A 14,571-nucleotide genomic window follows, 5' to 3' on the forward strand; every position below is an offset into this window, starting at 1 on the left:
GGGTGTTTTATCCTCGCGTAAGAAAAATTCGCGTTGCAGGAACGCGTAAAACCTACTTGACCTTCCCCTTGATGGAAGGTTTAAGCTTTAACACGGTTAGAAAAAACATTTATGCCGACGCTGTTTATCGGTCAATCCATCAGGAGAATGAATATGTCTCATACCATTACTCTCGCGCTCGACGGTCTCACCTGTGGCCACTGCGTGAAACGCGTGAAAGAGAGCCTGGAGCAGCGTCCCGACGTTGAGCAGGCAGAGGTGAGTCTTAATGAAGCGCAGATCACCGGCAGCGCCAGTGCCGAAGCGCTTATCGACACCGTAAAACAAGCCGGATACGGGGCGGAGCTCAGCCACCCAAAGGCTAATCCGCTGGCAGAGTCATCAACCCCGTCGGAAGCACTGACAGCGGCCCCTTCAGCGCTTCCGGCAGCCGACGACCTTGATGATAGCCAACAGTTGCTGATCAACGGTATGAGCTGCGCCAGCTGTGTCTCCCGGGTTCAAAACGCGCTGGCTGCGGTTCCGGGCGTTACGCAGGCACGGGTCAATCTCGCGGAACGTACCGCCCTGGTAATGGGCAGTGCGGCCGCGACCGATTTAGTGCAGGCAGTGGAAAAAGCGGGCTACGGCGCGGAGGCGATAGAAGACGATCTTAAGCGCCGTGAACGCCAGCAGGAAACTGCCGTTGCCACCATGAAACGCTTCCGCTGGCAGGCCATCGTCGCGCTGCTGGTCGGCGTGCCGGTGATGGTATGGGGGATGTTCGGTGACAACATGATGGTTACGGACGCCAACCGCTCCCTGTGGCTGGTGATTGGCCTGGTCACGCTCGGGGTAATGGTCTTCGCCGGGGGGCATTTCTATACCAGCGCGTGGAAGAGTCTGAAGAACCGAACCGCCACCATGGACACCCTGGTCGCTCTGGGCACCGGCGTTGCCTGGCTCTATTCGATGAGCGTCAACCTGTGGCCACAGTGGTTCCCGATGGAAGCCCGGCATCTTTACTATGAAGCCAGTGCGATGATCATCGGTCTGATTAATCTCGGCCATATGCTCGAAGCCCGCGCCCGCCAGCGTTCATCGAAAGCGCTGGAAAAATTGCTCGACCTGACGCCACCGACCGCGCGGGTGGTAACAGAAGAAGGCGAGAAATCGTTGCCGCTGGCTGACGTGCAGCCTGGTATGACGCTGCGCCTGACCACCGGCGATCGCGTCCCGGTCGATGGCGACATTACCCAGGGCGAAGCGTGGTTTGACGAAGCGATGCTGACCGGTGAACCCGTGCCGCAGCAGAAAGGCGACGGTGAAAGCATACACGCCGGGACGGTGGTACAGGACGGCAGCGTGCTGTTCCGCGCCAGCGCCGTCGGTAGCCACACCACGCTGTCGCGCATTATTCGAATGGTCCGCCAGGCGCAAAGCAGCAAACCGGAAATTGGCCAACTGGCCGACCGCATCTCGGCAGTATTTGTCCCGACGGTGGTGGCAATTGCCCTGTTCAGCGCGGCCATCTGGTATTTCTTTGGCCCGGCTCCGCAAATTGTCTACACCCTGGTGATCGCCACCACGGTGCTGATCATCGCCTGCCCGTGTGCTCTGGGTCTGGCTACGCCGATGTCTATTATCGCCGGGGTGGGACGGGCGGCGGAATACGGCGTGCTGGTGCGCGACGCCGACGCGCTGCAACGCGCCAGCGAACTCGATACGCTGGTATTTGATAAAACCGGCACCCTGACCGAAGGGAAGCCGCAGGTCGTGGCGGTAAAAATCTACGGCGAATACGCCGAGGCTCAGGCGTTACGCCTCGCCGCCGCACTGGAACAGGGTTCAAGCCATCCGCTGGCCCGGGCCATTATTGAAAAAGCGGGTACCGATCCGCTACCGCAAATTAATGCGTTCCGTACTTTGCGCGGTCTGGGCGTCAGCGGTGAAGCCGAGGGGCATACGCTGCTGCTCGGTAATCAGGCTTTACTGAACGATCAGCAGGTTGTCACCACTGACATGGACGCGGACGTTCAGGCGCAGGCCGCGCTAGGCGCTACGCCAGTATTACTGGCCGTTGATGGCAAAGCCGCAGCGCTGTTTGCCATCCGCGATCCGCTGCGCGAAGACAGCGTAGCGGCGCTCGCCCGGCTGCATCGCGAAGGCTATCGTCTGGTGATGTTGACCGGCGATAACCCCGTTACCGCCAATGCCATTGCCAAAGAAGCCGGAATTGATGAAGTGATCGCCGGGGTGCTCCCGGATGGCAAAGCCGATGCGATTAAAAAATTGCAGGCGGAAGGCCGGAAAGTGGCGATGGTCGGGGATGGCATTAACGACGCTCCGGCGCTGGCTCAAGCGGAAGTCGGGATTGCGATGGGCGGCGGGAGCGATGTCGCCATCGAAACCGCGGCGATAACCCTGATGCGTCATAGCCTGGAAGGCGTGGCGGATGCGCTGGCTATCTCCAAAGCGACGCTGCGTAATATGAAGCAGAACCTGCTGGGGGCGTTCATTTATAACTCGCTGGGCATTCCGATTGCCGCCGGGATCCTGTGGCCGCTGACCGGCACGTTACTTAACCCCGTCGTGGCAGGTGCGGCGATGGCGCTGTCGTCCATCACCGTGGTCAGTAATGCCAACCGCCTGCTGCGGTTTAAACCCAAACGTTAAGCCTGTTATAAACAGGGGCTGGCAGCAATTTAAGCGTTGAGCCCCTGGTCCTGGCGCGTTAGCATGGTTCCTTTATCTTGACGGAGCGCGTATGGGACTGTTTCAACGCATAAAATCTGCGCTGCGCGCGCTGTTTCGCGGCCGCTATCCGTGGCCCGGGCTGGATATTACACTTTCGGGCGGGCAGAAACTGCATCTGGTCGGCAGCATTCATATGGGCACCCGCGATATGGCGCCTTTGCCGCCACGGTTGGTCAGTATGATCCAGCAGGCTGACGCGCTGATCGTTGAAGCCGATATCTCCGGGAACGAAACTCCTTTCCGCGATTTGCCCGCTTATCCGCCGCTACGCGAGCGTTTGAGCGAGGCCCATTTTCAACAGCTGGAAAAACTGACCGAGGAACTCGGGCTTTCTCTGGCGCTGTTCGATAGCCAGCCGTTATGGCAAATCGCGATGATTTTACAGGCCACACAGGCGCAGAAGCTGGGTTTACGTCCCGATTACGGGATTGATTATCAACTGCTGAATGCGGCCCGGGAAGTGAATAAACCGGTGATGGAACTGGAGGGCGCGGAAAGCCAGATAACGCTGCTACGTGAATTGCCGGATAACGGTCTGTCGCTGCTGGAAGATACCCTCACCCACTGGCACACCAATGCCCGGTTATTGCAGGTGATGATTGGCTGGTGGATGGAACAGCCGCCGGGCGATACGCCGTCGCTGCCCAATACCTTCAGCCAGTCGCTGTACGATGTGTTAATGCATCAGCGTAATCTGGCCTGGCTGGAAAAGCTGCATGCTTTGCCGCCTGGGCGCTATGTCGTCGCCGTCGGTGCACTGCATTTATACGGGGAAGGCAATCTGCCCTCGATGCTGAAAGCAGAGCGCAGATAAAAAAGTGGCCAATATTTCTATTGGCCCGTCAAAGAGGAATTTCATCGTTATTATTATCCCGAAGTTCGCACTTCGGATCTTCCGATTGTCGCTCAAAGTAACCATCACTGCCAACTTTATTGCGCAAGATAGTACTATTTTTTCGCCGTTCTTCGGGCGTATGCTTACCCTCATTCACTCCGGTTGTAAGAAGGATGGTTATGACTCCGGCCGTTAAGTTACTCGAAAAAAACAAGATCCCCTTTACGCTCCACAGCTACGATCACGATCCGCATGAAACCAATTTTGGTGATGAAGTCGTCCGCAAACTCGGCCTCAATGCTGACCAGGTTTACAAAACGCTGCTGGTGGCGATCAATGGCGATATGAAACATCTGGCAGTGGCCGTCACCCCAGTAGCCACGCAGCTCGACCTGAAAAAGGTCGCCAGGGCGTTAGGCGCGAAAAAGGTTGATATGGCCGATCCGATGATTGCCCAGCGCACTACCGGTTATCTGGTCGGCGGCATCAGCCCGTTGGGGCAGAAAAAACGCCTGCCCACGCTGATTGACGCCCCGGCGCAAACCTATGAAACGATCTATGTTTCCGGGGGCAAACGCGGGCTGGATATTGAACTAACGGCGCTGAGTCTGGCAAAAATGCTGGATGCAAAATTCGCAGACATTGCACGGCGGGATTAAGGTTCTCAGGACGGGGTTGGCCCGGGAGCGCATGCTGCCGGGCCTAATACAGAGAACTTACTGCCAGCTCACTTCCCCTTTCGGTTCGTAAGCGCTCACGTCCAACGGTGAGCTCTGCTCGATATACTGTTTCAGCACTTCGGCATCGATAAACCCGGTATTCACATAGCCCGGTTTAGTGTCGATGTGCGGATAGCCGTCACCGCCGGTGGCATTAAAGCTCAGGGTCGCCATACGATAGTTTTTGTTCGGATCAACGGGCTCACCTTTGATTTTCAGGTCAGTTAGCTGGCCGCCTTTCGCCACAAAACTGACGTTGGCAAACTGCGGATAGGCCCCGGAGTCAGGCTTCATCTGCGCGACCGCGGTCAGGTATTCCGTCACCTCTTTCCCGGTCATATCAACGTAGACCACCACGTTGCCGAACGGCTGCACCTTGAGCACGTCTTTGTAGGTGATGTTGCCTGCTTCAATCGAATCGCGGATCCCGCCGCCGCTCATGACCCCAAAGTCAGCACTGGTTCGCGCCATTTGCGCGGCGAGGATCAGGTGGCCCATGTTGGTCTGCACGAAACGCACCTTGCTGCGATCGCCCTCGAGATGACCGTTCACTTCGCCGACTTTCACGCCGAGCTGCGCTTTGCCTTTATTCTGGAACGGCGTCAGCAGGGACAACATCTGCGAGTTCTCCGGGATTTGCGGGGTGTACAGCACACGCTCGCTCTGGCCATTATCATAGGTGACCTTTTTCTTCAGGTTCACCGGGATCAGCTGATAATGCACCAGCTTCATCTCGCCGTTGCGAAACTCAAAGTCTGCACGCCCGACGTATTTACCCCACTCGTGAGCCTGCACAATCCAGATACCGTTCTGTTTGTCCGGCGCACAAGGCGTACCCGGCACGTAATCAACCTGCTTTTTGTTCTCAGAGGCCATGCACACCGGATCCTGCGAGTGACCACCCACAATCATCGCCAGCGAACCGGCTGGCAGGCTGCGCGCCATTTCGACGTCGCCCGCGGCGTTAGAGCCATGGTTACCGTTGTCGTAGTGGCCCATGTGCGTGGCAGCCAGAATGACATCCGGTTTCTGCGTTTGCTGGAGTTCCTGAATCACCAGCTTCGCTTCCTGCGCCGGATTACGGAACTCAATATCGGTGAAATTTTCCGGGTTACCGATTTTCGCAGTGTCATCCGTGGTTAAGCCAATCACCGCAATTTTTAGCCCCTGGCGATTAAACAGCGCCCAGGGTTTGAACAGGCGTTCGCCAGTGCTTTTCTGATAGATATTGGCGGAGAGGAACGGGAATTTGGACCATTTCTCTTGCTGACGTAACACGGTCAGCGGATTGTCGAACTCATGGTTACCCACCGCCATTGCGTCATAGCCAATCAGGTTCATGCCGCGGAAATCGGGCTCCGCATCCTGCAAATCCGATTCCGGCACGCCGGTATTAATGTCGCCGCCGGAGAGCAGCAGCACGCTGCCGCCTTCCGCCGCCACGTCCTTACGAATGCCGTCCACCAGCGATTTTTGCGCCGCCAGACCGTACTCACCGTATTCGCTGCGCCAGAAATGGCCGTGGTGATCGTTGGTATGCAGGATGGTAATTTTGTAGGTTTTATCCTGCTCATACGCCTGCGCCTGAAGGCTGGTCAGCGACCATGCTGCCAGCATCGCCAGCGCCACACCGCGTTTCAAACATTTCATGACTCTCTCCCTGACTGAATGACAAGTGCAGAAATTACAATGAGTAACAAGGATAGACAAATATGTTTTCAGAATTGAGACTTTCTTCAAACGTCTGAGACAGTTATCTTAGTCTGATAATTATTACACAGTCGATTTTCCCCAACGTCGCAAATCAACTACTTAAGTGAAATCTATGGCAATCAGTGAAACCAGTCCGACGCTGTCAGGCACCTCTGCGCCGCCTCAAAAGGCCAAAACCTCGTTTGGTATTTTGGGCGCCATTAGCCTTTCGCACCTGCTCAATGACATGATCCAGTCGCTTATCCTGGCGATCTACCCGCTGCTACAAGCTGAGTTTTCGCTCACCTTTGTACAAATCGGGATGATTACCCTCACCTTCCAGCTTACCTCGTCGCTACTCCAGCCGGTGGTGGGTTACTGGACCGATAAATACCCGATGCCGTGGTCGCTGCCGATTGGCATGTGCTTTACCCTGAGCGGGCTGGTATTGCTGGCGATGGCGGGCAGTTTTGAAGCCGTGGTGCTGGCCGCGGCACTGGTCGGGACCGGATCGTCGGTGTTCCATCCGGAGTCTTCCCGCGTGGCACGCATGGCGTCCGGGGGCCGTCATGGCCTGGCACAATCGATCTTCCAGGTGGGGGGGAACTTCGGCAGTTCGCTCGGCCCCTTGCTGGCCGCGTTGATTATCGCCCCGTATGGCAAAGGTAACGTAGCCTGGTTCGTGCTGGCGGCCCTACTGGCTATCGTGGTGCTGGCGCAAATCAGCCGCTGGTACGCCGCGCAGCACCGGATGAACAAAGGCAAACCCAAAGCGCCAATTATCAATCCGTTGCCGCGTAATAAGGTCATCCTCGCGGTAAGCGTGCTGTTACTGCTGATTTTCTCGAAATACTTCTATATGGCGAGCATCAGCAGCTATTACACCTTTTATCTGATGCATAAATTCGGATTATCGGTACAAAATGCGCAGTTCCATTTGTTCGCCTTCCTGTTTGCGGTCGCCGCCGGAACGGTGATTGGCGGGCCTGTAGGCGATAAGATTGGACGTAAATACGTTATTTGGGGCTCTATCCTCGGCGTTGCGCCATTCACGCTTGTTTTACCCTACGCCACTCTGGAATGGACCGGGATTTTAACGGTGATCATTGGATTTATCCTTGCCTCGGCGTTTTCGGCCATCCTGGTGTATGCCCAGGAGCTGTTACCGGGCCGGATCGGTATGGTTTCAGGTCTATTCTTTGGCTTCGCCTTTGGCATGGGTGGCCTGGGAGCTGCCGTACTGGGGGTGGTTGCCGACCATACCAGTATTGAAGAGGTCTATAAAATCTGCGCTTTCCTGCCATTATTGGGGATGTTGACCATATTCTTGCCTGACAACCGACATAAAGACTGATTTTCTAGCCGCCAGAGTAAATATCTGGCGGCCCCCTCTCTAGAATTTACATGCCTTCCTGACGTTTAATGGTCTCTCTTTACCCATACGTGCATTTTTCGCCGCTAATTCCCTTTTTCTTATAAATTCAACAATTATTCATAAACGTAATGGCTAATTTTGTCATAAACTGTTACTCGGTTTTTTGGCTTTTTAGCCAGAAATGGATCCACCAGCCACGAAAGGAGACGGAATGCATCACGCAACACCGCTTATCACCACCATTGTAGGGGGGCTCGTCCTCGCCTTCATCTTCGGCATGATTGCCAACAAACTGCGTATTTCTCCACTGGTAGGCTATTTGTTAGCAGGCGTATTGTCCGGCCCCTTTACCCCTGGCTTCGTGGCCGATACGAAACTGGCGCCTGAACTGGCTGAGCTCGGCGTCATCTTGCTGATGTTCGGCGTCGGTCTGCATTTCTCTCTTAAGGATTTGATGGCGGTAAAGTCCATCGCCATTCCCGGCGCGATTGCCCAAATAGCGGTGGCAACGTTGCTGGGTGTGGCGCTTTCGGCGGGATTAGGCTGGTCGCTGATGACCGGCATCGTCTTTGGTTTATGTCTCTCCACCGCCAGTACCGTGGTGCTGCTGCGTGCGCTTGAGGAAAGACAGCTGATAGACAGCCAGCGCGGGCAAATCGCCATCGGCTGGCTGATTGTTGAAGATCTGGTGATGGTGCTGACGCTGGTCATGCTGCCCGCCATTGCCAGCATGATGGAGCAAGGCGATGTGGGCTTTGCAACGCTGGCCCTCGATTTAAGCCTGACCATCGGGAAAGTGATCGCCTTTATTGCCGTGATGCTACTGGTGGGCCGCCGCCTGGTACCGTGGATCCTCGCCCGCAGTGCCGCCACCGGTTCCCGTGAACTGTTTACCCTCTCGGTGCTGGCGCTGGCGCTGGGCATCGCTTTTGGCGCGGTTGAACTGTTCGACGTCTCCTTCGCCCTTGGCGCATTCTTTGCCGGGATGGTGCTGAACGAATCTGAACTAAGCCATCGCGCCGCGCACGATACCCTGCCGCTGCGCGATGCGTTTGCGGTGCTGTTCTTCGTTTCCGTCGGGATGTTGTTCGACCCGATGGTGCTTATCGAGCAGCCGCTGGCGGTGCTGGGCACCCTGGCGATTATTATCTTCGGTAAATCGGTAGCCGCCTTTGGCCTGGTGCGCCTGTTCGGTCATTCACAGCGCACCGCCCTGACGATCGCGGCCAGCCTCGCACAGATCGGTGAATTCGCCTTTATCCTTGCAGGCCTCGGCATGGCGTTGGATCTGCTGCCGCAGGCCGGACAGAATCTGGTGCTGGCCGGGGCCATTCTGTCGATTATGCTCAATCCGGTGCTGTTTGCGGTGCTGGAAAAATACCTCGCGAAGACCGAAACCCTTGAAGAGCAGACCCTGGAAGAAGCGATCGAGGACGAAAAACAGATCCCGGTGGATATCTGCAATCACGCCCTGCTGGTCGGGTTTGGTCGCGTTGGCAGCCTGCTGGGCGAAAAGCTGATGGCGCAGGGTATTCCGTTGGTGGTGATTGAAACCTCGCGCACCCGCGTGGATGAGCTCCGCGAGCGCGGGATTCGTGCGGTGCTGGGCAATGCGGCTAGCGAAGAGATCATGAATCTGGCGCATCTGGATTGCGCCCGCTGGCTGCTGCTAACCATTCCAAACGGCTACGAGGCCGGAGAGATTGTCGCTTCGGCCAGAGAGAAATGCCCGAACATTGAGATTATCGCCCGCGCGCATTATGACGATGAGGTGGATTACATCGCCGAGCGCGGGGCGAATAAAGTGGTGATGGGCGAACGCGAGATTGCCAATACCATGATGACGCTACTGGAAAACCCGACGGAGGGTGCGGTCTGATGCCCTCACCCCGGCCCTCTCCCACAGGGAGAGGGGGCAAACCAGCAATCCCCTCGCTCCTTTAGGGAGAGGGAGTAAACCAGTAATCCCCTCGCCCCTTTGGGGAGAGGGCTAGGGTGAGGGGAAGCCTTAGCGATCCCAGTAGGACTCTTCCAGGCTGTCTTCGCGTTCCGGTAAGCCGCGCGTCAGGCGCGGCGAGTGCTGGTTCAGCACCTGATAGCTCACGCGGTTGGCGTATTTACACACCTGCGCCAACGAAGAGTAGGTCAGCCACGTAAAAGCATGTTTGCTGGAGTTCGGCACATTACTGCGGTGGTAGTTATTGGCGGTGATGTCGTGTAGCAACGCCGCCAGAGCACCGTCACCCGCGCCGTTGGTGTTCATGATTTTCTCAGGGCCGCCCATGTATGGCGCGATATGCGAGTAAATGCGCAACGGCTGTTTACAGTCTTTGTGACGCATCGCGCGGCTGAACTCGTACTGGTTGAATTCGGCAATCGCCCCCGGCAGCAGCGGATGCTGCGTCAGCCGTTTCTTCTCGTCTTCGGTGAAACCTGCCATGTACAGGCCCACCGGCCCGGCGGTACACAGCACTAAATCCACCCAATCCAGCGCCTTATCGGAGGCCAGCAGCGGATCGGCAATGCCGGTCAGCGCTTCGGCTTCTTCTTCATTCATTGCCAGAATCGATACGTTTTCTTTGAGGAAATCCTGCCACCAGGCGGGGTTATCCGCGATCACGTATTTGGTACCGAGGGTCAGGACCACCGGCACGTTATGTTTTTTGGCGTACTCAACGGCTTTCATGGTCGCATCGCGCATCGGCTCGCCAGGCTTGCAACGCACCAGATAAGAGGTCAGCACCAGCGCGGAGGCGCCGGCAATCACCTCTTCCGGAATGTTTTCGGCACGCAGCTGGTTCATATGCCCTGGGCTGATGGCAAAGGTGCGCTCACCGCTGTCGCTGATCAGCGTAAAACAGCGACCAATCGGGCCGTTAACGCCTTGCAGATAGTTGAGATCGGTCCGGCTGGAGGTGTTGCACAAATAGCGGTAGGCATAGCCACCGATTTCGATGTTGCTGCACATTACGCCGAGCAGGACCGACCGGTCATCGGCCAGCACCGAGTAGTTGTGCATGGTGTTGCCGATGGTGCCTCCGGCAAACTGGTGGGTAATCAGGTTTTCACGCACCAGTTCCTGATAAAGCGCATCCGCCACGTCGTCTTCAATGACCAGCGAGTGACCGCTGCTCAGACCGTAGCGGGCGACAAACGCGTCATCCACTTTGGCTTCGATATCCACCAGCGTCTGATCGATACCGACTACCCACGAGGCATTATTGTTTTCAGTTTCGGGCTGGATTTGCTGCAACAGCGGGTCACGGGCGTTAACAGGGAAGTAGTGTTTAGATTTGCGTTTACCGGGAAATTTCATGGGCTGCGGTCTGGTGGCTGTGAACAAGCGGAGAATAGTAGCATATTCCCCGCCCGTTCGCTGCCTCGCGCTCCGGGCTTAGCGGTACGGCGCGGTCAGGTTGACCATCATCTCGATATGCTCCGCCGAGGCATTCAGCGCAGGAATGTATTCGTACTTCACGCCGCCCGCTTCGAGGAAGAACTCTTTGTTCTGCACCGCGATTTCCTCCAGCGTTTCCAGACAGTCGGCGGAGAAACCGGGGCACATCACCTGCACATGCTTCACGCCTTTCTCGCCGAGCATTTTCAGCGTTTCATCGGTGTACGGTGTCAGCCACGGCTCACGACCAAAGCGCGACTGGAAGGTCATCATCACTTTGTCCGGCGAAATGTCGAGCGCAGAAACCAGCTCACGCGTGGTGTCACGGCACCGCTGCGGATAGTCGTCGCCTTCATCGGCGTAGCGCTGCGGAATGCCGTGGTATGAGAGCAGCAAGAGGTCTGGTTCACCATGTTGAGCAAACGAGGCTCGCGCGCTGCTGACTAACGCCTGAATGTAGTCGCTGTCATCGGCGTAATCGCGAATAAACGAGATACCAGGAATATGGCGTTTGGTCGCCAGAATGCGCGCCAGTTCATCCCACACCGCGGCGACGGTTGAGCAGGAATATTGCGGATATAGCGGCAGCACCACGATATGGTCGACGTCATGCGCCAGCAGCTCTTCCACTGCGCTTGCCAGCGACGGTGAGCCATAGCTCATCCCGAGCGCAACCGGCGTGTCGGGTAAACGCTGCGCCAGCGCCTTTTGCTGTTGACGACTGTAGACCATCAGCGGGGAGCCCTCTTCCATCCATACCGACTGATAGAGTTTGGCCACACGTGGCGAACGCAGCGGCAGGATAACCCCGCGCAGAATCGGCCACCACAGGGCACGTGGGGTATCAACCACGCGGCCATCGCTCAGAAACTGACGCAGGTAGCGTTTCACCGCGTCAGGCGTGGGTGCATCGGGCGTGCCGAGGTTAGCTAACAGAATACCGGTTTTCGTCTGACGCATTACCGCCTCTTATTCGTTTAAATGGCTGATAATTGTAGCTGAAAAGGGCGTCGGAGAAACCCATTGTTACGATAGGTGAGAATAATTCTCACCCGGAGAACCCGGGTGAGAGGTCCTGCGGATTAACCGAGGATTTTTGCCAGTTCAGCGCGAACGTCAGCCACGGCCTGAGTGCCGTCAACTTTCACATACTGGGTGTTGCCAGCCTGCGCTTCTTTGGAGTAGTAGCCGATCAGCGGCGCGGTCATCTGATGGTATTCCACCAGGCGCTTACGCACGGTTTCTTCCTGATCGTCTTTACGGGTGGTCAGCTCTTCGCCGGTCACGTCGTCTTTACCTTCCACCTTCGGCGGATTGAATTTAACGTGATAAACACGGCCAGAGGCAGCGTGTACGCGGCGACCGACGATACGGTCAACGATCAGTTCGTCCGGTACCGCGAACTCGAGTACGTAATCCACGTTGATGCCCGCTTCTTTCATGGCGTCAGCCTGTGGAATGGTGCGCGGGAAGCCGTCGAGCAGGAAACCGTTACGGCAGTCTTCCTGAGCAATGCGCTCTTTAACCAGGGCGATAACCAGCTCATCGGTCACCAGCTTGCCAGCGTCCATGATGTCTTTCGCCTGTTTGCCCAGCTCAGAGCCTGACTTCACTGCGGCGCGCAGCATGTCACCGGTGGAGATCTGCGGAATACCGTACTTCTCCATGATGAACTGCGCCTGAGTTCCTTTACCCGCGCCCGGAGCGCCAAGCAGAATAATACGCATTGCGAAAATCCCCTCAAATGTCGATTCAATTTTTCAAAAGCGCTAAACGATACCACCAGACGGCGGCTCGCTCAAGGAAGGCGGGCGGGCTGAAACGGTTAACGGCGGGATTTCTTCGGCTGTTGCACGTAGGCCCGGTAAACTTTGCGTCACCGGGCACCACGAAATCGCCCGGCGGCGCAAAGCTTGCCGGGCCTATCAAACAATGTTTAAGACACCAGCAGCTGGTTCATGCGTTTGATGAACAGGTTCGGATCTTCCAGCGTGCCGCGCTCGGCGAACAGTGCCTGATCCAGCAGCAGCTCAACCCATTCGCCGAACTGTGCGTCGTCCTGAGTATCGGCTGCACGTTTCACCAACGCGTGATCCGGGTTCAGTTCGAAGATGTACTTCACTTCCGGCACGCTCTGGCCCGCAGCGGCAAACAGTTTTGCCATCTGGGTGCTCATTTCGTCGGCTTCGGTGGTCACAATCGCCGGGGTATCAGTCAGACGATGAGTCAGACGCACCTCTTTCACGCGCTCGCCCAGCAGGGTTTTCACGCGATCAACGAACGGCTCCAGCGCTTTTTCAGCTTCTTTGGTGGTTTCATCCACTTCATCCGCCAGCTTGTCGAGCGACTCGTCAGCTTTCGCCACCGACTGGAATGCTTTGCCGTCGAATTCGGTCAGGTAGCTCATCATCCACTCATCGATGCGGTCAGACAGCAGCAGAACTTCGATGCCTTTCTTACGCAGCAGTTCCAGATGCGGGCTGCTTTTCGCCGCCGCATAGCTGTCAGCGGTGATGTAGTAGATTTTCTCCTGCCCTTCTTTCATCCGCGAGACGTAGTCTTCCAGAGACACGGTCTGTTCGGATGAGTCGGTATGGGTGGAGGCAAAGCGCAACAGCTTAGCGATGGTCTGCTGGTTAGCGGAGTCTTCCGCCGGGCCTTCTTTCAGCACCAGGCCGAACTGTTTCCAGAAGGTCTGGTATTTCTCCGCGTCGTCTTTCGCCAGTTTTTCCAGCATTTGCAGCGCACGTTTGCTCAGCGCGGTGCGCAGGTTACGGGTGACGCTGCTGTCCTGCAGAATTTCACGGGAGACGTTCAGCGGCAGATCGTTGGAATCGATCAGGCCACGGATAAAGCGCAGGTAGTTCGGCATGAACTGCTCGGCTTCGTCCATGATGAACACGCGCTGGACGTACAGCTTCAGGCCGTGCTTGTGATCGCGGTTCCACATGTCCCACGGCGCCTGCGCAGGGATATACAGCAGGCTGGTGTATTCCTGCTTACCTTCCACACGGTTGTGGCTCCAGGCCAGCGGGTCGGTAAAGTCGTGGGCGATGTGCTTGTAGAATTCGTTGTATTCGTCGTCTTTGATTTCAGACTTATTGCGCGTCCACAGCGCCTGGGCTTTGTTGATTTTTTCCCAGGAGACCACGGTTTCACCGTCAACCTCTTCGGTCTTTTCAATCTCAACCGGCAGCGCGATGTGATCGGAGTATTTGCTGATGATAGAACGCACGCGCCAGTCGTTGAGGAAGTCATCTTCACCTTCGCGCAGATGCAGGGTGATTTCGGTCCCGCGATCGGCTTTGGTGATGTCCGCGACGGTGTATTCGCCCTCGCCTTCTGATTCCCAGAACACGCCGTTTTCAGCACTGTCACCTGCCGCACGGGTGCGCACGGTGACTTTGTCGGCGACGATAAACGCCGAGTAGAATCCGACCCCGAACTGACCAATCAGTTGGCTGTCTTTCGCCTGGTCAGAACCCATTGACTGCAGGAACGCTTTGGTGCCGGATTTAGCGATAGTGCCGAGGTGATCGACCACCTCATCGCGGTTCATGCCGATGCCGTTATCGGCAATGGTCAGAGTGCGTTTTTCTTTATCGAAAGAGACGCGCACGCGCAGGTCGCCATCACCTTCATACAGGGAGGCGTCGGACAGCGCGCGGAAACGCAGCTTATCCGCCGCATCGGAGGCGTTGGAGATAAGCTCACGCAGGAAAATTTCTTTATTGGAGTACAGCGAATGGATCATCAGGTGCAGAAGCTGTTTGACCTCTGACTGGAAACCGCGGGTTTCTTGTCCTTTCATCGGAAA

General features: G+C 56.6%; 10 protein-coding genes. 5 read left to right on the forward strand and 5 right to left on the reverse strand.

Annotated features, from left to right (window positions below):
• Positions 1-153 precede the first annotated feature (153 nt).
• The 3 genes from copA (at position 154) to ybaK (ending at position 4,230) form a co-directional block, all read left to right on the forward strand.
• Positions 154-2,655, forward strand: a complete 2,502-nt coding sequence (gene copA, locus ACG0Z5_RS19135; RefSeq protein WP_394450240.1) for a copper-exporting P-type ATPase CopA — start codon at positions 154-156, stop codon at positions 2,653-2,655.
• A 91-nt stretch (positions 2,656-2,746) separates the two neighbouring features.
• Positions 2,747-3,550, forward strand: a complete 804-nt coding sequence (locus tag ACG0Z5_RS19140) for a TraB/GumN family protein (RefSeq protein WP_394450242.1) — start codon at positions 2,747-2,749, stop codon at positions 3,548-3,550.
• Between the two features lie 200 nt (positions 3,551-3,750).
• On the forward strand, positions 3,751-4,230 hold the full coding sequence (gene ybaK, locus ACG0Z5_RS19145) for a Cys-tRNA(Pro)/Cys-tRNA(Cys) deacylase YbaK (RefSeq protein ID WP_394450244.1): 480 nt from the start codon (positions 3,751-3,753) through the stop codon (positions 4,228-4,230).
• A gap of 57 nt (positions 4,231-4,287) precedes the next feature.
• Here the strand turns inward: ybaK and ushA are convergent, their stop codons facing one another.
• Positions 4,288-5,940 (reverse strand): bifunctional UDP-sugar hydrolase/5'-nucleotidase UshA, encoded by a 1,653-nt coding sequence (ushA, locus tag ACG0Z5_RS19150; RefSeq protein ID WP_394450246.1) that lies wholly within the window; start codon positions 5,938-5,940, stop codon positions 4,288-4,290.
• A gap of 175 nt (positions 5,941-6,115) precedes the next feature.
• Between ushA and ACG0Z5_RS19155 the strand changes: the two genes are divergently transcribed.
• Together ACG0Z5_RS19155 and ybaL are read left to right on the forward strand one after the other, a co-directional pair.
• On the forward strand, positions 6,116-7,336 hold the full coding sequence (locus ACG0Z5_RS19155) for an MFS transporter (RefSeq protein WP_394450248.1): 1,221 nt from the start codon (positions 6,116-6,118) through the stop codon (positions 7,334-7,336).
• Between the two features lie 232 nt (positions 7,337-7,568).
• Positions 7,569-9,236: a YbaL family putative K(+) efflux transporter gene (gene ybaL, locus ACG0Z5_RS19160; RefSeq protein ID WP_394450250.1), complete on the forward strand. Its 1,668-nt coding sequence runs from the start codon at positions 7,569-7,571 to the stop codon at positions 9,234-9,236.
• A 129-nt stretch (positions 9,237-9,365) separates the two neighbouring features.
• On the opposite strand, the gene ACG0Z5_RS19165 is transcribed toward ybaL, so the two are convergent.
• The 4 genes from ACG0Z5_RS19165 to htpG all read right to left on the reverse strand — a co-directional run bounded on the left by ACG0Z5_RS19165 (position 9,366) and on the right by htpG (position 14,565).
• Positions 9,366-10,673: an inosine/guanosine kinase gene (locus tag ACG0Z5_RS19165; protein ID WP_394450252.1), complete on the reverse strand. Its 1,308-nt coding sequence runs from the start codon at positions 10,671-10,673 to the stop codon at positions 9,366-9,368.
• A gap of 78 nt (positions 10,674-10,751) precedes the next feature.
• On the reverse strand, positions 10,752-11,714 hold the full coding sequence (gene hemH / locus ACG0Z5_RS19170; RefSeq protein WP_394450254.1) for a ferrochelatase: 963 nt from the start codon (positions 11,712-11,714) through the stop codon (positions 10,752-10,754).
• Between the two features lie 122 nt (positions 11,715-11,836).
• A complete protein-coding gene (adk, locus tag ACG0Z5_RS19175; RefSeq protein WP_319626756.1) occupies positions 11,837-12,481 on the reverse strand; it encodes an adenylate kinase in 645 nt (214 codons plus the stop codon).
• A gap of 209 nt (positions 12,482-12,690) precedes the next feature.
• Positions 12,691-14,565 carry a molecular chaperone HtpG gene (gene htpG / locus ACG0Z5_RS19180; RefSeq protein WP_394450256.1) on the reverse strand — a complete coding sequence of 625 codons (1,875 nt, stop codon included), beginning with the start codon at positions 14,563-14,565 and terminating at the stop codon, positions 12,691-12,693.
• Positions 14,566-14,571 lie beyond the last annotated feature (6 nt).

The sequence above is a fragment of the Scandinavium sp. M-37 genome (assembly GCF_043558715.1).
Lineage (GTDB): Bacteria > Pseudomonadota > Gammaproteobacteria > Enterobacterales > Enterobacteriaceae > Scandinavium > Scandinavium vulneris_A.

Excerpts from the sequence above, each read along its gene's own strand:
- ybaK (WP_394450244.1), top strand. The coding sequence starts at position 3,751 with ATGACTCCGGCCGTTAAGTTACTCGAAAAAAACAAGATCCCCTTTACG.
- htpG (WP_394450256.1), bottom strand. The coding sequence starts at position 14,565 with ATGAAAGGACAAGAAACCCGCGGTTTCCAGTCAGAGGTCAAACAGCTT.
- adk (WP_319626756.1), bottom strand. The coding sequence starts at position 12,481 with ATGCGTATTATTCTGCTTGGCGCTCCGGGCGCGGGTAAAGGAACTCAG.
- hemH (WP_394450254.1), bottom strand. The coding sequence starts at position 11,714 with ATGCGTCAGACGAAAACCGGTATTCTGTTAGCTAACCTCGGCACGCCC.
- ACG0Z5_RS19140 (WP_394450242.1), top strand. The coding sequence starts at position 2,747 with ATGGGACTGTTTCAACGCATAAAATCTGCGCTGCGCGCGCTGTTTCGC.
- ACG0Z5_RS19155 (WP_394450248.1), top strand. The coding sequence starts at position 6,116 with ATGGCAATCAGTGAAACCAGTCCGACGCTGTCAGGCACCTCTGCGCCG.
- ushA (WP_394450246.1), bottom strand. The coding sequence starts at position 5,940 with ATGAAATGTTTGAAACGCGGTGTGGCGCTGGCGATGCTGGCAGCATGG.
- ybaL (WP_394450250.1), top strand. The coding sequence starts at position 7,569 with ATGCATCACGCAACACCGCTTATCACCACCATTGTAGGGGGGCTCGTC.
- copA (WP_394450240.1), top strand. The coding sequence starts at position 154 with ATGTCTCATACCATTACTCTCGCGCTCGACGGTCTCACCTGTGGCCAC.
- ACG0Z5_RS19165 (WP_394450252.1), bottom strand. The coding sequence starts at position 10,673 with ATGAAATTTCCCGGTAAACGCAAATCTAAACACTACTTCCCTGTTAAC.